Source organism: Arthrobacter pascens, from assembly GCF_017052465.1.
GTDB lineage: Bacteria > Actinomycetota > Actinomycetes > Actinomycetales > Micrococcaceae > Arthrobacter > Arthrobacter pascens.
The window spans coordinates 283,539-305,243 of sequence record NZ_JAFHKT010000148.1 but is presented as its reverse complement, the minus strand read 5'-3'; the positions used below and the strand labels follow the sequence as shown (position 1 = coordinate 305,243).

Annotated in this window: 20 protein-coding genes; 4 read left to right on the top strand and 16 right to left on the bottom strand. The window is 67.2% G+C overall.

The window, feature by feature from the left end; all coding sequences use genetic code 11:
- Positions 1 to 120: 120 nt before the first annotated feature.
- Both nusA and rimP read right to left on the bottom strand, forming a co-directional pair.
- Positions 121 to 1,098 (bottom strand): transcription termination factor NusA, encoded by a 978-nt coding sequence (nusA, locus tag JYA52_RS17515; protein WP_205654511.1) that lies wholly within the window; start codon positions 1,096 to 1,098, stop codon positions 121 to 123.
- Complete coding sequence (gene rimP / locus JYA52_RS17510; protein ID WP_205654510.1) at positions 1,098 to 1,715, bottom strand: ribosome maturation factor RimP; 618 nt, start codon at positions 1,713 to 1,715, stop codon at positions 1,098 to 1,100. The genes nusA and rimP overlap by 1 nt, the downstream gene beginning before the upstream one ends.
- Before the next feature lie 105 nt (positions 1,716 to 1,820).
- On the opposite strand from rimP, the gene JYA52_RS22970 reads away from it, so the two are divergent.
- The 3 genes from JYA52_RS22970 (at position 1,821) to JYA52_RS17495 (ending at position 4,913) form a co-directional block, all read left to right on the top strand.
- Entirely contained in the window at positions 1,821 to 3,023 is a 1,203-nt protein-coding gene (locus tag JYA52_RS22970) for a ferritin-like domain-containing protein (RefSeq protein WP_205654509.1), read from the top strand.
- A gap of 50 nt (positions 3,024 to 3,073) precedes the next feature.
- On the top strand, positions 3,074 to 3,817 hold the full coding sequence (locus JYA52_RS17500; protein WP_205654508.1) for a VIT1/CCC1 transporter family protein: 744 nt from the start codon (positions 3,074 to 3,076) through the stop codon (positions 3,815 to 3,817).
- A 61-nt stretch (positions 3,818 to 3,878) separates the two neighbouring features.
- Entirely contained in the window at positions 3,879 to 4,913 is a 1,035-nt protein-coding gene (locus JYA52_RS17495; RefSeq protein WP_205654507.1) for an aminoglycoside phosphotransferase family protein, read from the top strand.
- A gap of 68 nt (positions 4,914 to 4,981) precedes the next feature.
- Here the strand turns inward: JYA52_RS17495 and JYA52_RS17490 are convergent, their stop codons facing one another.
- The 10 genes from JYA52_RS17490 to dxr form a co-directional block, all read right to left on the bottom strand.
- Positions 4,982 to 6,427 carry a pyridoxal phosphate-dependent decarboxylase family protein gene (locus JYA52_RS17490; protein ID WP_205654506.1) on the bottom strand — a complete coding sequence of 482 codons (1,446 nt, stop codon included), beginning with the start codon at positions 6,425 to 6,427 and terminating at the stop codon, positions 4,982 to 4,984.
- A gap of 43 nt (positions 6,428 to 6,470) precedes the next feature.
- Positions 6,471 to 7,265 carry a sulfite exporter TauE/SafE family protein gene (locus JYA52_RS17485; protein ID WP_205654505.1) on the bottom strand — a complete coding sequence of 265 codons (795 nt, stop codon included), beginning with the start codon at positions 7,263 to 7,265 and terminating at the stop codon, positions 6,471 to 6,473.
- 18 nt (positions 7,266 to 7,283) lie between these two features.
- Positions 7,284 to 9,095 carry a proline--tRNA ligase gene (locus JYA52_RS17480; RefSeq protein WP_205654504.1) on the bottom strand — a complete coding sequence of 604 codons (1,812 nt, stop codon included), beginning with the start codon at positions 9,093 to 9,095 and terminating at the stop codon, positions 7,284 to 7,286.
- 289 nt (positions 9,096 to 9,384) lie between these two features.
- Positions 9,385 to 10,272 (bottom strand): GNAT family N-acetyltransferase, encoded by an 888-nt coding sequence (locus JYA52_RS17475; protein ID WP_205654547.1) that lies wholly within the window; start codon positions 10,270 to 10,272, stop codon positions 9,385 to 9,387.
- Positions 10,235 to 11,401 (bottom strand): flavodoxin-dependent (E)-4-hydroxy-3-methylbut-2-enyl-diphosphate synthase, encoded by a 1,167-nt coding sequence (gene ispG, locus JYA52_RS17470; RefSeq protein ID WP_205654503.1) that lies wholly within the window; start codon positions 11,399 to 11,401, stop codon positions 10,235 to 10,237. The genes JYA52_RS17475 and ispG overlap by 38 nt, the downstream gene beginning before the upstream one ends.
- Positions 11,402 to 11,440: 39 nt before the next feature.
- Positions 11,441 to 11,731, bottom strand: a complete 291-nt coding sequence (locus JYA52_RS17465; protein WP_205654502.1) for a YciI family protein — start codon at positions 11,729 to 11,731, stop codon at positions 11,441 to 11,443.
- Between the two features lie 25 nt (positions 11,732 to 11,756).
- Positions 11,757 to 12,275, bottom strand: coding sequence for a hypothetical protein (locus tag JYA52_RS17460; protein ID WP_205654501.1), 519 nt, complete (start codon positions 12,273 to 12,275; stop codon positions 11,757 to 11,759).
- Positions 12,272 to 12,967, bottom strand: a complete 696-nt coding sequence (locus JYA52_RS17455; protein WP_205654500.1) for a MarR family transcriptional regulator — start codon at positions 12,965 to 12,967, stop codon at positions 12,272 to 12,274. Before JYA52_RS17455 ends, JYA52_RS17460 begins: the two co-directional genes overlap by 4 nt.
- Positions 12,968 to 13,069: 102 nt before the next feature.
- Entirely contained in the window at positions 13,070 to 14,401 is a 1,332-nt protein-coding gene (locus JYA52_RS17450; RefSeq protein ID WP_205654499.1) for a M50 family metallopeptidase, read from the bottom strand.
- A gap of 18 nt (positions 14,402 to 14,419) precedes the next feature.
- A complete protein-coding gene (gene dxr / locus JYA52_RS17445) occupies positions 14,420 to 15,649 on the bottom strand; it encodes a 1-deoxy-D-xylulose-5-phosphate reductoisomerase (RefSeq protein ID WP_205654498.1) in 1,230 nt (409 codons plus the stop codon).
- A gap of 140 nt (positions 15,650 to 15,789) precedes the next feature.
- On the opposite strand from dxr, the gene JYA52_RS17440 reads away from it, so the two are divergent.
- Complete coding sequence (locus tag JYA52_RS17440) at positions 15,790 to 16,866, top strand: LacI family DNA-binding transcriptional regulator (protein ID WP_205654497.1); 1,077 nt, start codon at positions 15,790 to 15,792, stop codon at positions 16,864 to 16,866.
- A gap of 43 nt (positions 16,867 to 16,909) precedes the next feature.
- On the opposite strand, the gene JYA52_RS17435 is transcribed toward JYA52_RS17440, so the two are convergent.
- Genes JYA52_RS17435 through JYA52_RS17420 form a run of 4 tightly spaced genes read right to left on the bottom strand, consistent with a single transcriptional unit; the run spans position 16,910 to position 21,679 of the window.
- Positions 16,910 to 18,367 (bottom strand): glycoside hydrolase family 32 protein, encoded by a 1,458-nt coding sequence (locus JYA52_RS17435; protein ID WP_205654496.1) that lies wholly within the window; start codon positions 18,365 to 18,367, stop codon positions 16,910 to 16,912.
- 23 nt (positions 18,368 to 18,390) lie between these two features.
- Positions 18,391 to 19,293: a carbohydrate ABC transporter permease gene (locus JYA52_RS17430; RefSeq protein WP_372433909.1), complete on the bottom strand. Its 903-nt coding sequence runs from the start codon at positions 19,291 to 19,293 to the stop codon at positions 18,391 to 18,393.
- A gap of 8 nt (positions 19,294 to 19,301) precedes the next feature.
- Positions 19,302 to 20,261, bottom strand: coding sequence for a carbohydrate ABC transporter permease (locus tag JYA52_RS17425; protein WP_205654495.1), 960 nt, complete (start codon positions 20,259 to 20,261; stop codon positions 19,302 to 19,304).
- Positions 20,258 to 21,679, bottom strand: coding sequence for an extracellular solute-binding protein (locus JYA52_RS17420; protein ID WP_205654494.1), 1,422 nt, complete (start codon positions 21,677 to 21,679; stop codon positions 20,258 to 20,260). The genes JYA52_RS17425 and JYA52_RS17420 overlap by 4 nt, the downstream gene beginning before the upstream one ends.
- Positions 21,680 to 21,705: the final 26 nt, after the last annotated feature.

Sequence of the window (21,705 nt, the reverse complement as noted above, 5' to 3'; positions counted from 1 at the left end):
TCATGTTCCATTCTAGCCCCTCAAGGCCCCCGGACCCGAAATGCCGGCCGAAACTGCCCGCGGTTAGCGCGGGCAGTTTCGGGTCCGGTTCAGGCGCAGGTGAACTGCGGAAACGTTCGTTTACGCGCGCGGCGCCGCGGCGTCGGACACAATGTCGATCCGCCAGCCGGTCAGCTTCGCCGCAAGCCGGGCATTCTGGCCTTCCTTGCCGATGGCCAGGGACAGCTGGTAGTCCGGCACAACAACACGGGCGGAACGGGTGGCCTCGTCCGTGATGGTGACTGAATTCACACGCGACGGGGACAGCGCGCTGGCGATGAATGTCGCCGGATCCTCGCTGAAGTCGACGATATCGATCTTTTCGTCGTTCAGCTCGGTCATGACTGCGCGCACGCGGGAACCCATTTCGCCGATGCAGGCGCCCTTGGCGTTGATGCCGGCGGTATTGGCCTTCACGGCGATCTTGGTGCGGTGCCCGGCTTCGCGGGCCAGCGCGACGATCTCCACCGAATGGTCTGCGATTTCCGGAACCTCCAGCTCGAAGAGCTTCCGCACGAGGCCCGGGTGCGACCGGGACAGCGTGATGGAGGGGCCCTTGGTGCCGCGGTGCACGTCGATCACGTAGGCGCGGAGCCGGTTTCCATGGATGTACTTCTCCCCCGGGACCTGCTCGGGCGGCGGCAGCAGCGCCTCGACCGTGCCAAGGTTGACCTGGATCATGTGCGGGTTGTTGCCCTGCTGGATCAGTCCTGCCACGAGTTCGCCCTCGCGGCCCTTGAATTCGCCCAGGACGTTGTCGTCCTCAACGTCGCGAAGACGCTGGAGGATGATCTGGCGTGCGGTGCTGGCCGCGATCCGGCCGAAGCCCGCAGGTGTGTCTTCGAACTCGCCGATGGGCACGCCGTCGTCGTCGATTTCCGTGGCCCAGATGGTCACGTGGCCGCTCTTGCGGTCCAGTTCCGCGCGGGCCTTCTCGAAGGCGCCCGGGGACTTGTGGTAGGCAACCAGCAGTGCCTGTTCGATCGTGGGGATGAGGAGATCCAGCGGGATTTCGCGCTCACGCTCCAGGAGTCTTAGTGCGCTCATGTCAATATCCATCAGGCCTCCTCAGAAGGTCCATTGTGCTCATTTTCCAGACCGGCCTCGTCGAGGTGGCTGAACTCAATTTCGACTTTTCCGCTGCGGATCTTGTCGAAAGGAAGTTTTATGGGGTCGCCCTGCCTGGGTTTCATCCCTTTTTTCACGGCAATCTCGGGGACCAGCGTCACGCCGGAATCGTCCACCGACTGGATCCGGCCGGTGACGTTTTCCCCCTGGATCACGTTGACGCTGACCATCCGGCCGCGGGCGCGGTGCCAGTGCCGCGGTTCCTTCAGGGGGCGCCCCACGCCGGGCGAGGAAACCTCGAGGTCGTACGGGCGGCTGTCCATGCTGGGATCGCTGTCCAGGATGCCGGAGAGTTCCTTGGAGATGTCTGAGATGACATCAAGGCTGACTCCGCCGGTTTCTTCCTGGGGCAGGTCCACCACCACGTGGACCACGCGGTTGGAGCCTGCGACGTTGATGGCAACATCCTCCAGGTACAGCCTGTGCGCCTGGACCGCGGGCTCAAGCAAAGACCGGAGGCGTTCAGCCTCGGGATTAAGGACAGCCGCGGGTTCAGCCTTTCCCGCGTCGGTCCGGTCTGATGAAGTCGTGGCTTCTGCATTGCTCACGATGCCGGCCGCCTCCCTATAGATGATGTTGTGACTACTAGCGTAACGATTTTCCGGCGGCCTTGGTGCACCGAGTTCTCTGCAGCCGTGACAACATGGTCTGTTGTGAAAGAGGACACCAGAGAAAGCCGCCGGACGGCAAGCTACTTCCGGTATGCCCTCGCGGCCTTCGCCGCGCTCCTGGTCCTCAGCCTTGGTATGACGCTGATTCCGCGGCCTGCCCCGGAACCGCCCGCCCCGCCATTTTCCGAGCAGGCACGGGCCTCCGCCCTGGCTGAGACCCTGCGGCTGCGGGCAGCCAGCCAGCAACTCGCGGCAGATTCCTCCGGCGCCCAGCGGCTGATTTATTCACGCACTGTGACATTGCTGACTACGCAGGCGAGGGCGCTGCTGCTTCCCTCCGATGCCCCTTCCTCGGACGATGCCGGCGGAGCCCTGACCGCTCCCCCTGATGCAGGCCCGTCGCCGTCGGCTTCGGGGTCTGCGGCCCCCGCCGCAGCGGCTCCCCTCGCCACGGCTCCCTCACTGGCGGCCGGGCTGTCCGCCAGCGGCAGACTGCGCCTCACCCACGCGCAAACGGCCGACGGCGGGATGGCGCGCCTGCTGGCGGCCGTCGGTACCGCGCAGCTGGTGCAGGCGGTGGCCCTCGCCGAGGCTTCCGGGACAGCGGTCCCTGCACTGCCTCCCGCCCCGGCAGGGCCACGTGCCCTTGCCGCCGCCTGCCGGCCGTCGGCCAACCCGTCGCCGTCGTCCGCGCCCGCAGGGCAGGCCGCCGCAGTCTCCCCGGTTCCCACTGAGGGTGCAGCGCCGCCAACCGGTGAGGCAAGTGATGCATCCGCGACGGCTGCGCTCCGGCGAGTTGTCCGCACGGAGGTGGAGACGGTCTACGGCTACCAGGTGGCGCTCACCCGGCTCGATGGCCAGGCGGCCGGCCAACTGGCCAGGGACCTGCTGGCCAGGCACGAAGCGCTGGTGGACGAGGCCGAGACCCACAGCCGCGTCTACTGCGCGCCGGTCCCGCCCCGCGAACCCGGATATGCGCTGGATGCGTCGTTCCTGAAGAACCCTGCCACCGGATTGGCGAGCCTGGAAGCCGGCACCCTGCCCGTCTACGGCGATCTTGTGGCGCTGAGTGACGGCCCCACCAGGCAATGGGCCATCGCGTCGCTTCTGGGAGCCGCCCAGCGTGCCGTCCGCTGGGGATCCGACCCCGGCCCCGTCCCCGGACTGGTGCTCGACACCTCGCAGCTTCCCCCCTTGCCGGAAACCGCAACACCCACAGCGTCCCCCTCGTCCCCGCCGGCTTAATTTCCCGCCGGGCTCTGGCAGCAGGGTGCCGGTGGTGGTTTGCTGGAGCCATGGAGTCAGCAGACCTTGCGGGATCTCCCCCCGACGGACGGCACCAAAACGAGCCGCACAGCAATGACATCGTCCACCGCCTGAACTGGCTTCGCGCCGGCGTCCTCGGCGCGAACGACGGCATCGTGTCGGTAGCGGCAATCGTCGTAGGCGTGGCAGGCGCGACCAGCGACCAGGGCCCCATCCTTGCGGCCGGTGCCGCGGGCATGGTGGGCGGCGCAGTGTCGATGGCCCTGGGCGAGTACGTGTCTGTCAGCAGCCAAAGCGACAGCCAGAAGAACCTGATCGAGAAGGAACGCCGCGAGCTCGCCGAGGAGCCCGAGGACGAGCTGCTCGAGCTCACCGCCATTTACCGGAGCAAGGGCCTTAGCGAGGAAACGGCACAAAACGTGGCCCGGGAACTCACCGAGCACGACGCCCTGGCAGCACACCTGTCGGCGGAACTGAATATCGACGAGCAGGACATCGTGAGCCCGTGGCATGCCGCATTTGCCTCGGCCATAGCCTTCACCCTGGGTGCGGCCCTGCCCATGCTGGCAATCCTGCTGCCTCCGGAAAACATCCGCGTTGCTGTCACGTTCGGGGCCGTCCTGGTGGCCCTGGCCCTCACCGGTGCCGTCGGCGCGTGGATCGGGGGCGGGTCCAAGCTCCGCGCCGCCACGCGCGTGGTGGTGGGTGGCGGGCTGGCGCTTGCCGCGACGTTCACCATCGGCAACCTGCTGGGAGCCAGCGGGATCGTCTAGCAACCGTGCAGCTCCGGCGTACGCCGGCTGGCCGGAACGGCGGTCAACTACGATGGGGCTGATGAGCCGCACAACTGCCCTTCCCATACCGCCGGATTTTGCGCGCCGATACTCCCGCAGCAGTGCCGGCCGGTCGTGGCTGGCTTCCCTCCCCGGGCTGGTGCACAGCCGCATCGAACAGTGGGATCTCGACGTTGATCTGGAGCCCGGCGCCCTGCCGTGGAGCGGCCACGGCGGGATCGTGGTGCCGGTGCTGGCCCAGGGGGTTCCTGCGGCCCTGAAAGTGGCTTTCCCCCACGATGAAGCCCTGGTGGAACGGCATGCACTGGCTCTCTGGAACGGGCGGGGAGCCGTCCGGCTGCTCGCCTCGGACGCCGGCACGTGCTCGATGCTGCTTGAAAGACTGGATGCTGAACAATCGCTCCAGTCCGAACCAATGGACGTTGCCGCCGACGTGTGGGGCAGGCTCGTGCGGGAGCTCAGCATTGTTCCGGACGGCCGGACACAATGGCGGGAGTTCGTTCACGTCGCCGCACGGGCGGAGCAGTGGAGCGACGATCTTCCCGCCGAATGGGAACAGCTCGGCAGGCCCTTTCCCCGGTGGCTCCTGGAAGCCGCGCTGGAGGTGTGCCAGACCCGGGGTGCCGTGGGGCGCCGGACTGGCACCGACGTGCTCGTCAACACCGATTTCCACTTTCTCAATATCCTCGCCAGGCTGGACGGGTCCTCCGGGTACCGGTCCTATGCGGCCATCGATCCGCAGCCCATGGTGGGCGAAGCCGAGTTCTCTGTGGCCCCCGTGCTGTGGAACCGGATTCCCGACCTGCCTGCCGCGGACCCGGAAGCAGGCCTGCGGGCCCGGTGCCGGGACTTCAGCATGGCGGCGGGGCTGGATGAGGAAGTGGCCCGCCAGTGGAGCGTCGCCCGCGAGGTGGACAATGCCCTGTCCTATGCTTCGAAGCCGGGCCACGGCGGGGATCTCGCGCGGTCCCTGTGGGTTGCCAGCACCCTTGCAGGACGGACATTGGACGGACTTCCGGCGGCGCATGCGCTGCCCGAGCCAGGCCAGGCCGCCGGGGATTCGCCACCGCCATAGGGCTACCGGCAGGGAGCTGTCGTCCGTTTGCGGCGGTCAGGGCTCGGGGCGGTCAGTGCTCCGGACGGTCAGGGTTGGCTGCGCCGGACCGTTTCGAGTGCCACCTTCACTGCCTCCACCGCCGCGGCGACGTCGGCGGCGTCGGTGGTCCAGTTGCTCACGGATATCCGCAGCACGTCCCTGCCGTGCCAGCGGGAACCGGACATCCACACTGTTCCGTCGGCAATGACACGGGCCGCCACTCCGCGGGTGGTGGCGTCGTCGCCGAAGGCCAGCGTGATCTGCGTGAAGCCGACGTCGTTCAGGACTTCCACACCATCAATCGCTGCCAGCTTTTCCGCCAGCCGGGCGGCAGACGTTGCGAGGCGGCGGACCTGTTCGGCTACGCCGTCCCTCCCCAGGGATTTCAGTGCGGCCCACACGGGAACACCCCGGGCCCTGCGGGAAAGCTCCGGCACTTTATGGCTCGGATCACCGGAGCCGTCGGCGTCCTGCAGGAGGTAGCTGGCGTGCTGCCCCATGGCGCTGCGCAGCGCCTGCGGGTCCCTGACGACGGCGATGCCACAGTCGTACGGGACGTTTAGGCTTTTGTGGGCGTCTGTGGCCCAGGAGTCGGCGCCCTCCACGCCTGTTGTCAGTCCGGCGAGCTCCGGGACGGCCGCGGCCCAGAGCCCGAAGGCCCCGTCCACGTGCACCCAGGCGCCGTGCGCCTTCGACACCGCGATCGCCGCGGCAAAGGGGTCGAAGGCTCCGGAGTGGACGTTGCCGGCCTGCAGGCACACCAGTATCGGGGCGGGGCCGGAACCTTCGGTTGGCCCGGAACTTGGGGCAGAGCGGGCCAGTGCGATGCGGTCCAGGGCACAGTCCAGCTCCGCAGCGTCGATGCGTCCCTGGCTGTCGGCGGGAACCACGGTGGGGCTGCCCATCCCCAGATAGCGCAGCGCGAGGTCGAGCGTCTCGTGGCGTTCTTCCCCGACAATGCAGTGGATCCGGGGCGCGCCGAAGAGTCCGTCGCGGTCCAGGTTCCAGCCGGCGTCCTTCAGCAGCCGCCACCGCGCGGCGGCCATCCCAGTGAAGTTGGCCATGGTGGCGCCGGTGACGAAGCCGACGTCGGACTCCTCCGGCAGGCCGAGCAGCTGCAGCAGCCAGTTGCCCGCAGCCTCTTCGATGGCCGCAATGGCTGGCGTGGCATAGCGCATCGCAGAGTTCTGGTCCCATGAGCTGACCAGCCAGTCCGCCGCCATGGCAGCCGGCAGGGTGCCGCCGATGACCCAGCCGAAAAAGCGCCCTGAAGGCATGGCCATGAGGCCCGGTTCGGCGTGGCTGGCCAGGTAATCCACGACCTCCGCCGGGGCCATGCCGGACTGCGGCAGTTCCCCGTCGAACGCTGCCAGAAGTTCCTTCGCTGCCTGCTGCGGGCCTACCCTGCGGTGTGGCTGGCTTTCGAGCCAGCGGATGGCATGCCGGACGGCCGCTGCAAGGGCTTCCCGATACGGTTCCGCACCCGCTGACATAGAGGCATGCTACGCCGCTCCCGGGCACCTGCGAAGAGGCCGTTCAGGCGAAGTTTTCCTGCCAGACGTCGAAACCGAGCTTGACGATGAGGGCCCCGACCACGGCGAGGAACACGAGGCGCACAAAGCGGCTCCCCTGCCGGACCGCAGTGCGTGCCCCCAGGTAGCCGCCGGCCATGTTGGCCAGCCCCAGCAGCAGGCCGATTCCCCACAGCAGGGAGCCGTGTGGCAGGAAGAACAGCAGCGCGCCGGCGTTGGTGGCCATGTTGACGATTTTGGCCTTGGCGCTTGCCTCAAGGAATGCGTACCCCATCGCCGACACCAGGGCGATGACCAGGAAGGAACCCGTGCCGGGACCGATCAGGCCGTCGTAAAAGCCGATCACGGCCCCGATGGTGCAGGCCACCACATAGTGGGTCCCGCCGTCGTGCCGGAGAACGGTCAGGTGACCGGCGTCAGGCTTGAGCGCCGTAAACAGCGCGACGGCGACCAGCGCCACGACGATGATGGGCTTGAACACCTCGGCCGGCAGCCGGGCCGCCAGCAAGGCGCCACCAAAACTGCCGGCCAGCGCTATGGCCGCCATGGGCAGCGCGGTCCGCAGGTCCGGCCGGACCCGCCCGTAGTAGGTGACGGCGCTGGTGGTGGTGCCGAAGATGGAGCCCATCTTGTTCGTGGCGAGTGCCTGCACCGGGGTGATGCCCGGTACGAGCAGCAGCGCCGGAAGCTGCAGCAGGCCTCCGCCGCCCACGACGGCGTCCACCCAGCCTGCGGCGAAGCCCGCCACCACTATCAGGATGATGGTGGCGGGCTGGATCGATTCGAAACCCGAAAGCACCCTGGGGACTGCGGGTTCTCAGGCGCTGCGGACGGCGTTGACCACGAAGTCAACGGCCTTGTCCACTGCCACGTTTTCCGCTTCGCCGCTGCGGCGGTCCTTGATCTCGACGACGCCGTCCACCAGCCCCTTGCCGACGGCCAGAATGGTGGGCACGCCGATGAGTTCGGCGTCGCCGAACTTCACGCCCGGGGACACCTTGGGGCGGTCGTCGTAGATGACCTCAAGGCCGGCGGCTTCGAGCTCGAGGGCGAGCTGTTCCGCCGCGGCGAAGATCTCCTCACCGCGTCCGACGGCCACGACGTGGACATCGGAGGGGGCCACCGAGCGGGGCCAGACCAGGCCCTTGGCGTCGTGGTTGGATTCGGCCAGGGCAGCCACCGCACGGGTCACGCCCACGCCGTAGGAGCCCATGGTGACCACGACCTGCTTGCCGTTCTGGTCCAGGACCTTGAGCTCCAGGGCCTCGGCGTACTTGCGGCCGAGCTGGAAGATGTGGCCCATTTCGATGCCGCGTGCCGTTTCGAGCGGGCCGGAGCCGTCCGGCGCTTCGTCGCCGGCGCGCACTTCGGTGCACTCAATGATGCCGTCCCAGCCGAAGTCGCGGCCTGCCACGAGGCCGAAGACGTGCTTGCCGGCCATGTTGGCGCCCGTCACCCATGAGGTGCCGCTGACGACGCGGGGATCCACGAGGTAGAGGAGCTTGGACGCGGCCTCCAGGCCGAGGAGTGGTGAAGCCAGCGACATTCCCGGGCCGAGGTATCCGCGGACGATGAGAGGATTCTTGGCGAGGTCCTCGTCCCCTGCAGCTTCCACGGTGATCTCCCCGGCGACGGGCAGGTAGGCGCCGATGTTGGCTTCGACGCGCTTGAGGTCAATGCCCCGGTCACCCGGCACACCGATGACCACGATCTGGCGCTCACCGGTCGGCAGGGTGACGGCGAGGACAACGTTCTTCAGCGTGTCAGCGGCCGTCCACGCACCGCCGTCGGACTCGCTCCGCGGAACGAGTTCGTTGGCTGCCGTGACAAGGGTCTCGATCGTGGGGGTGTTCGGGGTGTCCTTTATTTCGGCTGCCGGGGCGTCCGTGAAGTCGATCTCGGCCGGAACAACGGTGGTCACGGCCTCGACGTTGGCAGCGTAGCCTCCGGCGGACCGCACGAACGTGTCCTCGCCGATCTCCGTGGGGTGCAGGAATTCTTCGCTCCTGGAGCCGCCCATGGCGCCTGCCGTGGCGGCGACCGGAATGACTTCCAGGCCGAGCCGTTCGAAGATCTTCAGGTAGGCGGCGCGGTGCGCGTTGTAGCTGGCGTCCAGCCCGGCGTCGTCCACGTCGAAGGAGTACGAATCCTTCATGATGAACTCGCGGCCGCGCAGCAGGCCCGCACGCGGGCGCGCTTCGTCGCGGTACTTGTTCTGGATCTGGTAGATGCTCAGCGGCAGGTCCTTGTACGAGGAGTACAGGTCCTTGACCAGCAGCGTAAACATTTCCTCGTGCGTGGGGGCGAGCAGGTAGTCACCGCCCTTCCGGTCCTTGAGCCGGAAAATGCCCTCGCCGTACTCGGTCCAGCGGTTCGTGGCCTCGTAGGGCTCCTTGGGGAGCAGTGCCGGGAAGTGGACTTCCTGGGCGCCGATGGCCGCCATCTCCTCGCGGATCACCTGCTCCACCTTGCGCAGGACGCTCAAACCCAGCGGCAGCCACGTATAGATGCCCGGCGCTGCCCTGCGGATGTAGCCGGCACGGACCAGGAGCCGGTGGCTCGCGACCTCGGCGTCGGCGGGATCTTCGCGCAGGGTGCGCAGGAACAGCTTGGAAAGTCGAAGGACCACGGGTAGGTATCCGTTTCTGGGGGAAGTGCTGAAATGTCTGGGTACTAATCTACCGGCAAGGCAGCACCCCCTGCTTCCGCGGGGCTTGCTCCACGGGGGGCCGCAACAGAAGAGCCACGCCCCACAGCAGAAGCCCCTGGCCGTCTCCGGTTGGTCATCCCCTGTGGTGACGTGGCTCCACGGCCGGTCATGCCGTTAATTCTCTGAGACCATCCCGCGCCCGCTAAGGCACGGTTACATAGAACCTATGTGATGGCAGTCACGCTTATCAAATCGGCCAGCACTGCGCTCAGAAGAGAACGGTGGCGAACGTTCCCACCTGGCGGAAGCCAACGCGCTCGTACGTTGCGCGGGCACGCGAGTTGTAGTCATTGACATAGAGACTGGTGATCGGAGCCATTTTCTGGGCCAGCAGCACCACGGCCGCCATGTAACCTGCGCTGAGCCCCAGTCCGCGGTAACTGGGGTTCATCCACACGCCCTGCACTTGGGTGACGTCGGAAGTCACGGCGCCGAGCTCGGCCTTGAACACCACTTCGCCGTCATTGAGGTGCACCAGGGAGTGGCCCTGGCGGATCAGCCCCGCAACGCGCCTGCTGTAGAAGTCGCGTCCGCCGAGGTAGGGCGAATAGCCCACCTCCTCCTCAAACATGGCCGCGCAGGCGGGGAGGATGGTGTCGAAGTCGGCGTCCTGTCCAAAGCCCAGTTGCCAGTTGGGCTCGACGGCGGGCGGCCCGGCGATGGTCATCAGGGGCTGGTCCGCCCGCACTTCGTGGGCCAGGTGCCCCAGATTTTCCAGCTCGCTGTGCAGCGCCAGCACGGTGGGGGCGGGACCGAAGATGGACGCATACCTGCGGCCTGAACGGTGGGCGGCAGCAGCCACAGCCCCGGTCAGCGCGGGGGCAAGCTGCACCGGGACGAGGTTGGCGCCGGCCCAGCAGGCGCCAACCAATGAATCGCCGTCGAAGACACCCAGGACGTTGGCGCCGCCGGGGGTCGGGGCAGCCGTCCCCGTTGATTCCAGATGCGACAGGATGAAGACATTCGCCACGGGATCAGCGCCGGCCAGCTCGTGCAGCCCGGCTGTATCCGCGGCGCCGAGCGTCCGGACGGTGACGCCGTCCGGAGCGGCTCCGTCCCTATGAGACGCTAACCACGGGGCTACCCTTGACAGCATCTTCGCCATCGGTCTCCCCCATCTCTTCCGCGATACGCATGGCCTCTTCGATCAGTGTCTCAACAATCTGGCTCTCAGGGACAGTCTTGATGACCTCGCCCTTCACGAATATCTGGCCCTTGCCGTTGCCGGAGGCGACTCCAAGGTCCGCTTCGCGCGCTTCGCCGGGCCCGTTGACCACGCAGCCCATGACGGCCACGCGCAGCGGGATCTCCATGCCTTCCAGTCCGGCGGTGACCTGTTCGGCCAGGGTGTAGACGTCCACCTGGGCGCGCCCGCAGGACGGGCAGGACACAATTTCGAGTTTGCGCGGACGCAGGTTCAGCGACTGCAGGATCTGGTTCCCCACCTTGATCTCCTCGACCGGCGGGGCGGAGAGGGACACGCGGATGGTGTCGCCGATTCCCCGCGACAGCAGGGCGCCAAAGGCGGTGGCGGACTTGATGGTGCCCTGGAAGGCGGGGCCCGCCTCGGTCACGCCCAGGTGCAGGGGCCAGTCCCCCTTTTCGGCGAGCATCTCGTACGCTGCCACCATGACCACGGGGTCGTTGTGCTTGACGGAGATCTTGAAGTCGTGGAAGCCGTGTTCCTCGAACAGGGAGGCCTCCCAGACGGCCGATTCAACGAGTGCTTCCGGTGTGGCTTTTCCGTATTTCTTCAGGATGCCTGGTTCCAGCGAACCGGCGTTGACGCCGATGCGGATGGATGTGCCGTGGTCCTTGGCCGCCCTGGCAATCTCCTTGACCTGGTCATCGAACTTACGGATATTGCCGGGGTTGACGCGCACTGCGGCGCAGCCGGCCTCGATGGCCGCGAAGACGTACTTTGGCTGGAAGTGGATGTCGGCGATGACCGGGATCTGTGACTTCCGGGCGATGATCGGAAGGGCCTCGGCGTCATCCGCTGACGGGCAGGCCACGCGGACGATGTCGCAGCCGGAGGCCGTCAGCTCAGCGATCTGCTGCAGGGTGGCGTTGATGTCCGTGGTGGGAGTGGTGGTCATCGACTGCACGCTGATGGGCGAATCGGAACCGACGCCCACCGAGCCGACTTTGATCTGCCGCGTCTTGCGGCGCGGAGCAAGGACGGGGGGCGGTGCGGATGGCATTCCCAGGCTGACCGAGGTCACGTGGACTCCTATGTAATCGAAAAAATGTAGTGGTGCGGGCTAGGCGTGGTCAGCGAGAAGGCCGGTGACGGGCGCCCATTCCGTGGTGCGGGTGCCGGAGATGACGCCGGCGGAGGCGAACGGGTCCTGCTTGAGGATGTCATTCAGGGCGTTCTCGTCGGCAGCCTTGAAGATCAGCAGGGCTCCGGCGCCGTCGCCGTAAGGTCCGCTGGCGAGGAGAACCCCTTCCTCGGCCAGTGCCGCGGTCCATTCGCGGTGCGAGGGGCGGCTGGCGCTGCGGGCTTCGGAGGATTCGGCGTCGTACACGTACTCAACAGCAAAAACAGTCATACAGATACCCTATCCCGCGGCTGCCCTAGCCGAGGAGCACCACCTTCGTGAAGGCAGCGACGCCCGCAGCCCACAGCATGGAGGACAACGTGCCAATGATGAACCGTTCGGCGGCAACCGGGGTCTCCTTGAGCTCGGCAAAGCGTCCCAGGCCCTTGATGGCCACCACATAGGCAATGGCCACGGGCTGTCCGGTGAGGATGGCAAGGCACACGGCCAACCGCTCCAGCACGCCAATGATTGCCCCGCCCCGAAGGATCCTCGTGGCGGGCTGTTCGGCCGGCGCTGTCCCCGGCACCGTGATATCGCCGTTCACGGAGTTGCCGGGGTCGGACTTGCCGGGGTCCGGCGCGCTTCCGGGGCCGGCGGGGCTTTCACGGTCCACGGTGACATCGGCCGAGGGGTCATCGGCGCTGCCGGCAGGACCCGCGGCGGCGTCGGCTTTGTCATCGATCGTGCGTGCGAGCCTGAACACGAGGGCGGTCACCGGCCAGCCGACGAAACCTGCCGTCAGCAGGGACAATGCGATCCAGAGTGCGTTCACCGTTCTCCTCGGGTGCGTGCTTCCGGGCCGGATGCTTCCAGGACCAGCCCATGCGCGGTGGCCAGCAGCATTTCCGCTGCCGGTCTCGCCGCCCATTCTTCCTGCCATCCGGACCTGATGATGGCCCGGCTCACCGACTGTTCGCTGATTCCCAGTTCCTGTGCCACCTGCTTCTGCTGTCCGTGCCGGCCGGGATCATGCCCGTTCCGGGCGCGCAGGGCGTCCACCACGCGCCATTGCGCCTCGGTGCGCTCACGGACCAGCCGTCCCACGAGCCGCAGGACGGCTTCGGCGTTGGCGCACGCCCTGGCTCCGGGCTCCCCCCTTCCGGCTTCAGCTGCACCGCGCCGGACGCCGCCTGACACGACGGCCAGCGGAACATGGCTGGCGGCAGCCTTGGCCCGGTCCACCGCCTGCCGCGCCGCGACGAAGGCGGCCCCCGATCCTTCCCGCGGGCTTGCGGGCAGCGGCTCATTGACATGTCCGATGCCGATGCCCACATACCAGAGGCCGCTGCGGAGCGCGTGGAGGGCCACGTCCACCACCTCCGCCGGTTCGGCCAGGACGCCCTGGACCTCATCGCCCACCGAGCGTTCAAACGGTCCGGATGTCCGGCGCAGACCGTCAAGCAGCTCGGGCACGCGGTCTATGTCGGCGCTGCTGCCGCGCTGGTCGATGGTCAGAACGTACATGCCTCAACCGTAAACAACTTATCCGTCAATATCAATCATTAACGGCTGATTAACAAAAATCAGCTGAAAAAGGCTGATTGCGTGCGATCAGTTGAAAGGGGCTTATCCGAAGAGATTGACGGGCTTAACGATGTCCGCGTAGATGAGCAGCGCACCCATGCCCATCAGCAGCGCGGCCACCACGTACGTCACGGGGAGCAATTTGGCGATGTCGAAGGCGCCTGGATCGGGTTTGCCGAAGAGCTTGGCGACGCGCCGCCGGGCCCCTTCGTACAGCGCCCCCGCCACATGGCCGCCGTCGAGCGGCAGCAGCGGCACGAGGTTGAAGACCGCAAGCGCGAAATTCAGGCCGGCGAGCAGGCCTACGAGGGCGCCAATTCTGGACTGCACCGGCACCTGCTCCATCGCGGCAACCTCGCCGGCCACCCGGCCGACGCCGACCACGCTGATGGGACCGTTCGGATCCCGCGGCTCTTCGCTGAAGGCGGCCTTTGCCACCCCGGCCACCCGCGCGGGGAGATTGAGTATGACGCCGGCAATCTGGCTGATGTTCTCCCCCGCCATGGGAAGAACGGACGACGCCGGCTGGGGAACCAAGGCGGTCTGCGCACCGACGCCGAGGAAGCCGACGTCCTGGTACAGGAGCTTGCCCTGGTCATCCTTTGCCTGCCGGCCGTCGGCCCCGATGACCGGCCGCGCCGACAGCACCGGTGTAACGGTGGTCGCAACCCGGGTGCCGCTCCGCTCCACGGTGATGCTGACTTCCCTTCCAGCGGACGCGCGGATCCAGCCGGTGAGTTCATCCCAGCTGGTCACGGCCTTGCCGTCAAAGGAGGTGACGACGTCGTTGGGCTTCAGGCCGGCGGAGGCAGCCGGCGTCAGCCTGCAGTCGGCCGAGTCCGGGTCGACAGTCTCTCCGGCCTTGACCTGGCATTTGGAGACGTCGGCGATGGTCGTGGTCGGGGTGGCGATGCCGAACCCCATCAGCAGCACCGCGGTGAGCACCACGCCGATCAGCAGGTTCATCGCAGGCCCGCCCAGCATCACAACGACCTTCTTCCAGACCGGAAGCCGGTAGAACACCCGGTTTTCATCGCCGGGACCCACCTCTTCATGGGCCATGGACCGGGCCTCGGTGGCCAGGGTCTGGAACATCCCGGTGCTGGAGGGCCGTACGGTGCCGTCGTCCTTGTTGGGCGGGTACATGCCGATCATGGACACGAAACCGCCCAGCGGAAGGGCTTTAAAGCCGTATTCGGTCTCACCCTTCTTTTTCGACCACAGGGTGGGGCCGAAGCCGATCATGTACTTGGTGACGCGCACCTTGAACAGCTTGGCGGGAAGCAGGTGCCCCACCTCATGGAGGGCAATGGAAACCGCGATGCCGATGGCAACAAAGACGACACCGAGGATGAAGAGGATAACGGGACTCATGCTTCGATCTGCTGCTTCCTAGAGACTGCTCACTGCTAAACGTTCATGGGTGCGCGCTCGTGCCCATTTTTCAGCAGCCAGCACGGACTCGACCGTCAGCCGGGAAGAACCCGGATGTTCGCTGAGGACAGCTTCGATGGTATCCACAATGTCTGTGAACCGGATGCGGCCATCGTGGAAGGCCATCACCGCCTCTTCATTGGCCGCGTTGAAGACGGCAGGGTAGGTGCTCCCCTGCTTCGCGGCCGCCTTCGCCAGCCCGACGGCGGGAAACGCTTCCGCGTCGAGTGGCTCGAACGTCCAGCTGGTGGCCTGGGTCCAGTCGCAGGCCGTGGCCGCGCCCGGAACCCGGTCCGGCCAGCCCAGGCCAAGGGCGATGGGCAGGCGCATGTCCGGCGGCGAGGCCTGGGCGATGATGGAGCCGTCCACGAACTGCACCATGGAATGGACCACGGACTGCGGGTGGACCACCACGTCGATGCGGTCCAGCGGGATGTCGAACAGCAGGTGCGCCTCGATCACTTCCAGCCCCTTGTTCACCAGGCTGGCGGAGTTGGTGGTGACCATCAGGCCCATGTCCCAGGTGGGGTGGGCCAGGGCTTCCTCCGGGGTGACGTCCGCGAGCTGGTCGCGGGTACGGCCGCGGAACGGGCCGCCGGACGCCGTGAGGATGAGCCGGTCCACTTCGGCGGCGGAGCCTGAGCGCAGGCATTGGGCGATGGCGGAATGCTCGGAGTCCACGGGCACGATCTGGCCGTCCGCGGCGGCGGCCTTGACGAGCGAGCCGCCCACAATCAGGGATTCCTTGTTGGCAAGCGCGAGTGTGGCGCCGGTCCCGAGCGCGGCAAGCGTCGGCGCCAGCCCGATGGAACCGGTAATGCCGTTGAGCACGACGTCGGCGTCCACGGCTGCGATCCTGGTGGAGGCGTCCGGGCCGGCGATGATTTCCGGCCGGTAGGACGTGAGACCCGCTACCCGGGCGGCGTCGTCGATCAGCTGCTGGAGGCGGCCAGGGTCACCGGACGCGATCCCCACTGCCAGCGCCCTCGTGTGGACCGCCTGCCGTGCCAGGAGTTCCAGGTTGCCGCCTCCGGCGCTGAGCGCCACCACCTCGAAAAGGTGCGGCGCGCCGTCGACGACGTCAATCGCCTGGGTTCCGATGGAACCGGTGGATCCGAGGAGGACGATTCTGCGCGGCTGGCCCGCTGCTGAACGGCTGGCTGAACGGCTGTCGCCCGAAGTCTGCATGGTTTAAGTATCCCGCACCGTTGACCTCGGCAGGATCCGGCCGGGGTCACCTTCACCGTGGCGGCAGCACGCCGACGCCGGGCTCACACGCGTTAGGTAGACTACAGCCAAACACAGAGTTCCCACCCGAGGAGCAGCCCATGAACCGCAAGGCCACAGCACTGGACGTCGCGAAGCTGGCGGGCGTCTCGCGCAGCGCCGTGTCACTCGTGCTTAACGGCCGGGGTGACGGCAACGTTGCCCTCGAGAGCCAGCAGCGCATCCGCGAAGCGGCCGCCGCGCTCAATTACTCGCCCAACCAGATTGCCTTGAGCCTGCGCAACCGTCAGTCGCGGATCATCGGGATCGTGTCGGACCAGGTGGTCACCAGCCCGTTCGACGGCAACATTATCGCCGGCGCGGACGCCGTGGCCCGGTCGCACGGCTTTGTCACCGTGGTGATGGACACGGAGCTGGACACGTCCCGGGATGAGGGAGCCGTGGAAACCCTGCTGGACCGTCAAGTGGACGGGCTGATGTACGTGACCGTGGGCCTGCGTCCCCTGCACGTGCCGCCGAACATGGCCCGGGTCCCCTCGATCCTGGCCAACTGCTTCGATGACCGCCCCGATGCCGGCCTTCCGTCGGTCATTCCGGACGAGGTCAGGGGCGGACGGGAAGCCGCCGAGCACGTGATGGCCCTCGGCCACCGGGACATTGCCTTCCTCGCGGGCGACTCCCTGACCCCCGCGGCTCCCCGGCGGATCGCGGGCTACCGCGACGCATTCAAGGGCGCGGGCCTGCCGGTGAACGAGGACCGGGTGCTCCAGGTGGGCTGGGACATCGACGCCGGTTTCCACGGCGCCATGAAGCTCCTCGACGGCGTCGAAGCGTCCACCCGCCCCACGGCGATCCTCTGCGCCAACGACCGTCTTGCCATCGGCGTCGTGCTCGCCTGCTACCGGCTGGGGCTGAACGTTCCGCAGGATGTGTCCGTCATGGGTTACGACGACGAATTCCGCGTCGCCAAGGCCATGGTCCCGGCGCTCAGCACCATGGCCCTTCCGCTCCGGGAGATGGGCGCGGCGGCCATGACGGCGCTGCTCGCCGAGGTGGAGGCGGCGCCGAACGGAAAAAACGAGAAGAACGACGGCGGCGGCGGCACCGGCGCTGAAGCCCTGGTGCCCTGCCGGCTGGTGGTCCGGGATTCCACCGGTCCCGTCCCGGCCGGGCGCTAACGCCGGGCCGGGACCGGGACCTAGGGCACCGAGACCCCGGGCATCAGCCCTGGGCTGAGGGCTGTTCCAGCTCCCAGACCTCCGCCGTGGCGCGGGACGGAAGGTGCAGCTGCCACTGCTCCCCCGCGGCCGGGTACGCGCGCAGCGTCGTGGCTACGGAACCAGCCCGGTAGACCTCCACCAGTGAGGCATCCACAAAGACCCGCAGCTCCTCCCCCGGTGCGATGGTTCCGCTGAAGACTGTCTGGCGGCTACCCTCACCCACGAGCAGGAGTTCGACGGCGGTATCTCCGCCAGTACCCGCTGCGTCAGCGGCCCCAGCCGCCGCAGCAGTCACCAGGGCTTCGGCAAACGGCGGGAGCACGACGGCCCCGCCTGTCTGGCTGGCCGTCTGCGCCCCGCGGTAGGCGGCGGTTTCGGGGGCAGGGCTCACGGCAAGGGCGCCGCCGACCACCGAGAGCTCGCGCGGGAAGGTCAGCACACCGGCCCAGCCGGCGGCGTCAATTTCGTCCTGGCTGCGGCCCCGCCGTCCGTCGCGGCCCGGGCCCTCGTTGGCCCAGCCCCACAGCAGGGCCCGGTCCTCCAGCGCCACGATCTGAGGCGCGTAGAAGTCGCGCCCGAGGTCGGACTTCCCGCCGCCGCGGGGCGTGAAGACGGGCAACCCGGTCTCCGGGTCCTCGGTCAGCGAACCGACCAGGTGGCCCACGCCGTTCGCGTGTTCGTGCGCATCCCCCGAGAGCCAGAGCGAGAACATCATCAGCCACGTTCCGGAGTGGACTGTGTCCCCTACGACGGAGTCTCCTGCGGCAGAGTCCCCGGAGGAATCCGGCACCTGCACCAGCTGCGGGCATTCCCAGATCTCAGCCGGCGTGAATTCGGCGGCCACGGGGTTCTCCGACGTCAGCCAGATGCCCTGGTACTTCCAGTCGGACATGTCCTCCACCGTGTACAGCAGCAGTGCGGCGTGCCCGTTGGCGAGGCCGGCACCCTGCATGGCGTACCGTTTGCCGTTGAAACGGAAGATGAACGGATCGCGCACGGCCGTGACCTGCCCGTCGGTGGGCATGGTGGCCGCCACGTGGCCGGTCTGCTCCCAATGGACCAGGTCCTGGGAGCCGCGGGCGATGACCACCTGTGAGTGGCCCCCGTCGCCGCGGACGCCCGAGTACGCCGCGGTGGGAACACCGCCGTCGTCCGTGACTACCCCGGTCCAGCAGCCGTACTCATCCGGCCCGCCGTCCTGCGGGCGCAGCGCCACCGGGTGTTCCTCCCAGCGCACCAGGTCGGCGGAGCTCAGGTGGCCCCAGGCGATGCGGTGGTGCCGGGCGGAGTCCGGGTTGTACTGGAAAAACACGTGGTACCGGCCGTTGATGTGGCTGACGCCGTTGGGGTCGTTGATCCACCCCTGCGCGGGACGCGGGTGGAACCGCGGGAAGGCTGGGTCGGCATGGGCGGCGGCGACATCGTCGAAGTGGACGGGCGCAAGGTCCTGGGAGGGCATGGTGAGGTCTTTCGGTGAGTAGGTTATTTTCCGGTGCCGGCCGTGAGGCCGTCCTGCAGTGCGCGCTGGCCGAACATGAAGACCACCAGCGCCGGAATCATGGACAGGACCACGCCTGCGAGCACCACGGAGATGCTTCCGGTTCCCAGGTTTCCCTGGAGCGAAACAAGGCCCAGCGGGAGCGTGAAGTTCTGCTCGGAGATGGTCAGGATGAGCGGGCGGAAGAACTCGTTCCAGTGGAAGTTGAACGCGAGGATTCCCACGATCGCCATCCCGGGTATCGCCAGCGGTGCGTACACAGAGCGGAACGTCCGCCAGGGCGAGGCGCCGTCGATTGCCGCGGCCTCGGCCAGTTCGGCAGGGAGCCCCATAAAGTACTGGCGCATCAGGAAGGTGCCGAACGCCGTCGGAATGGCCGGCAGGATCAGCGCAAGCAGCGTGTCCGAGAGGCCCATGCCGCGGATCAGCATAAAGACGGGCACGATCGTGACCTGCACCGGCACCATCATGGTGGCCAGCACGATGGAGAAGAGTGCGCCGCGTCCGCGGAACTTCAGGTGCGCGAACGCATAGCCCGCCAGCGCCGCGGAGATCATCTGGCCCACCGCGATGAGCCCGGTCACGAGGGCACTGTTGAGGACGAGCAAGAAGATATTCAGCTGCTGGAATACTTCACCGTAGGACGTGAAGTCCGGATTCCAAGGGATGAACGACGGCGGTAGCTTGAAGGACTCCGACGGCGACCGCAGCGACGTGGACAGGGTCCACATCACCGGGCCCAGCGTCAGGGCGGCCGCGAGCAGAAGCAGCATAATGCGGATGGCGAACGCCCAGCTGAACCGGCGCCGGTTGGGCGACGTTTCCGGGAGGCCTTCCGAAAGCCGGGGGGAATGCCCAGCCAGGCCGTGGTCTGTTGTGGTGGTCATGGCTGGCCTTACTGGTAGAAGACGAATCGTTTGCTGAGCCGGAACTGCGCGGCCGTGATGGCCATGATGATCAGGGTGAGAAGCACGCCGACGGCGGACGCCTGACCGAACTCGAGGCGTTGGAACGCCGATTCAAAGATCACCATGACGGCGGTGCGGGTGGAGTCGCCGGGGCCGCCGCGGGTCAGCACGTAGGGCTGGTCGAACACCTGCAGGGCGCTGATGATGGCCATCACCGAGGCCACCAGGGTGGTGGGGCTCAGCAGGGGCAGCGTCACATGCAGGTGCTTGCGCCAGCCGGTGGCGCCGTCGATCGATGCCGCTTCGTAGGTTTCCACGGAGATGGAGGCGAGGCCTCCGATGAACAGCAGGAAGGAGAACCCGAAGTTCTGCCACACGTACACCAGGATCACGACGGCGGCGGACCCGCCCGGCGTGGTCAGCCACGGCACCGCGGGGATGCCCACGAGGGACAGGAACCAGTTGACCACGCCGAACTGTTCGTTGAAGAGATACCGCATGAAGATGGACACCGAGGCCGCGGACAGGATCAGCGGGAAGAAGAAGGCCGAGCGGAAAAATACGCGCAGCCAGGCCGGCATCTTCTCCTGCACCATGATGGCCAGTGCGAGGGCGAGCCCCAGCTGGAGGGCCACGGCCACCACTACGAACGCGATGGTGTTCAGGAACGACACCCGGACGGTGGGGTCCTGGACCACTTCGGAGAAGTTGTCGAAGCCCACGAAGGTCGGCGCCGAAATGATGTCCCACCGGAAGAAGGCCAGGACCACGGAGGCCACGATCGGGATCAGGGTGAACAGGCCCATGCCGAGGATGGTGGGGGCCAGGAAGATCCAAGCCAGCCAGCGCTGGCTGTGCCGTGACTTGGCGGTGGGTTGGTGTTGGGCCTCCGTGGCTGGCCCGGCCGCCTGCCTCGGGCGCTCCCGCGGCGGGGTGGTGGCGCTCATGACTGCCTCCTCAGGGCCAGTTCAAGGTCGCGCTGCATGGAGGCGAGGGCCTGCTTGAGCTGGCGCTCGTCGCCGCTGACAGCCAGCGACACGTTCTTCATCAGTGCCGTTTCGACGGCGGCCTGCTGCGGCGGCGCCGGGATGGGACCGGTGGTGGGGAACCGGTCCAGGGTGTCGTAGAAGACCTTCCAGTGGGCCGGTCCCTTGCCTGCGTAGAGCTGTTCGTTGACCATGGAGCGTCGCGCCGGCGTGGTGATCGGGTTCGGGAAGATCAGTTCCATCGCCTCGCGGCTGGAGCTGAACTTGATCCACTCCCAGGCGGCGTCCTTGTCCTTGGCAGTCTTCATGATTGCGTAGCCGGCCGTGCCGAACTGGTGGCGCTGGGTCTTCCAGCGCGGGAAGAACTGGACGTCGAAGTCCCTCTCCCCCATCCCGGCTTCGTGCAGGCCCTCAACCCAGTAGCCTCCTGCGGGCGTGGTGCCGATGCGGTTGGACGCGAACAGCCCGACGAGGGAGCTGCCGCCGCCTTCCTCCGGACGGACACCGAGCCCGTCCTTGACCAGTCCGCGGAGGTAGTCGAAGGACTCGAACACGCGGTCGTCATTGGCGTTGGGCTCCAGCCACTGGTACCCGCCGGAACGCAGGCTGCGGGAAGGATCGTTGGCGTAGAAGCCGTCCCAGAGCCACTCCCCGCCGGTGGACCTGGTCTCCTTCAGGAAGCTGGTGTCGTTGGCGTAGAGCCACGGCACCACACCGCCGAAGAGCCGGTTGGTCCAGTAGTACGGGGTGAAGTCCGAGGTGCGTGCCTTGCGCATGGCAGCGAGGCTGTTGCGGAAGTCCACATGGGTCCAGTCGTCCGCCGGGCGCTCCAGCCCTGCCTGCGCGAACGCGGTGGTGTTGTAGTACATGTTGGCCGCATTCCAGTCCATGGGGAGCTGGTACAGGCTGCCCTTGTACATGAAGGCCTCCACCAGGCTGGGGTGGACGTCGGCGAAGAACTCGGCCATGTCCGCGGCGTCGCGGCGCACGTACTCGTCCAGTGGATGGGCAAGCTTTTCCGCGAACAGCTGCGCGCCTTCGGTGGCCACGTAGACCACATCCGGCGGGGTGCCTGCGGCCACCATGGTGAGGATCTTGGTGAAGAAGTCCTTCCAGTCCACGGCCTGGATGGCCTGGACCTTGACCTTGATCCCGGGGTGGAGTCGGGTGAAAGCGTCGATGGCGCGCTGGCGGGCGGCGGCGTCCGCGGCGGTGCCCATGATGGCGATGCTGAGGCTGTTGTCCCCGCGGCCCGGAATGTCCGTCCCGGAGAGACGCGGCCACGACGCCACGGTTGCTCCGATAATTCCCGCGCCGAGGGCACCAAGGGCGGTACGGCGGGTGAATTCCCGCAGGTGCCCGTTTGTGGCTCCGGTCATGTCAATTTCCTTCCTAACACGTGTTA

What these genes read in the sequence shown, in the direction of transcription:
- nusA (WP_205654511.1), bottom strand. Translation starts at nt 1,098, where the DNA reads ATGGATATTGACATGAGCGCACTAAGACTCCTGGAGCGTGAGCGCGAA.
- JYA52_RS17500 (WP_205654508.1), top strand. Translation starts at nt 3,074, where the DNA reads ATGGAGTCAGCAGACCTTGCGGGATCTCCCCCCGACGGACGGCACCAA.
- JYA52_RS17495 (WP_205654507.1), top strand. Translation starts at nt 3,879, where the DNA reads ATGAGCCGCACAACTGCCCTTCCCATACCGCCGGATTTTGCGCGCCGA.
- JYA52_RS17490 (WP_205654506.1), bottom strand. Translation starts at nt 6,427, where the DNA reads ATGTCAGCGGGTGCGGAACCGTATCGGGAAGCCCTTGCAGCGGCCGTC.
- JYA52_RS17475 (WP_205654547.1), bottom strand. Translation starts at nt 10,272, where the DNA reads ATGCTGTCAAGGGTAGCCCCGTGGTTAGCGTCTCATAGGGACGGAGCC.
- JYA52_RS17465 (WP_205654502.1), bottom strand. Translation starts at nt 11,731, where the DNA reads ATGACTGTTTTTGCTGTTGAGTACGTGTACGACGCCGAATCCTCCGAA.
- JYA52_RS17455 (WP_205654500.1), bottom strand. Translation starts at nt 12,967, where the DNA reads ATGTACGTTCTGACCATCGACCAGCGCGGCAGCAGCGCCGACATAGAC.
- JYA52_RS17450 (WP_205654499.1), bottom strand. Translation starts at nt 14,401, where the DNA reads ATGAGTCCCGTTATCCTCTTCATCCTCGGTGTCGTCTTTGTTGCCATC.
- dxr (WP_205654498.1), bottom strand. Translation starts at nt 15,649, where the DNA reads ATGCAGACTTCGGGCGACAGCCGTTCAGCCAGCCGTTCAGCAGCGGGC.
- JYA52_RS17440 (WP_205654497.1), top strand. Translation starts at nt 15,790, where the DNA reads ATGAACCGCAAGGCCACAGCACTGGACGTCGCGAAGCTGGCGGGCGTC.
- JYA52_RS17435 (WP_205654496.1), bottom strand. Translation starts at nt 18,367, where the DNA reads ATGCCCTCCCAGGACCTTGCGCCCGTCCACTTCGACGATGTCGCCGCC.
- JYA52_RS17430 (WP_372433909.1), bottom strand. Translation starts at nt 19,293, where the DNA reads ATGACCACCACAACAGACCACGGCCTGGCTGGGCATTCCCCCCGGCTT.
- JYA52_RS17425 (WP_205654495.1), bottom strand. Translation starts at nt 20,261, where the DNA reads ATGAGCGCCACCACCCCGCCGCGGGAGCGCCCGAGGCAGGCGGCCGGG.
- JYA52_RS17420 (WP_205654494.1), bottom strand. Translation starts at nt 21,679, where the DNA reads ATGACCGGAGCCACAAACGGGCACCTGCGGGAATTCACCCGCCGTACC.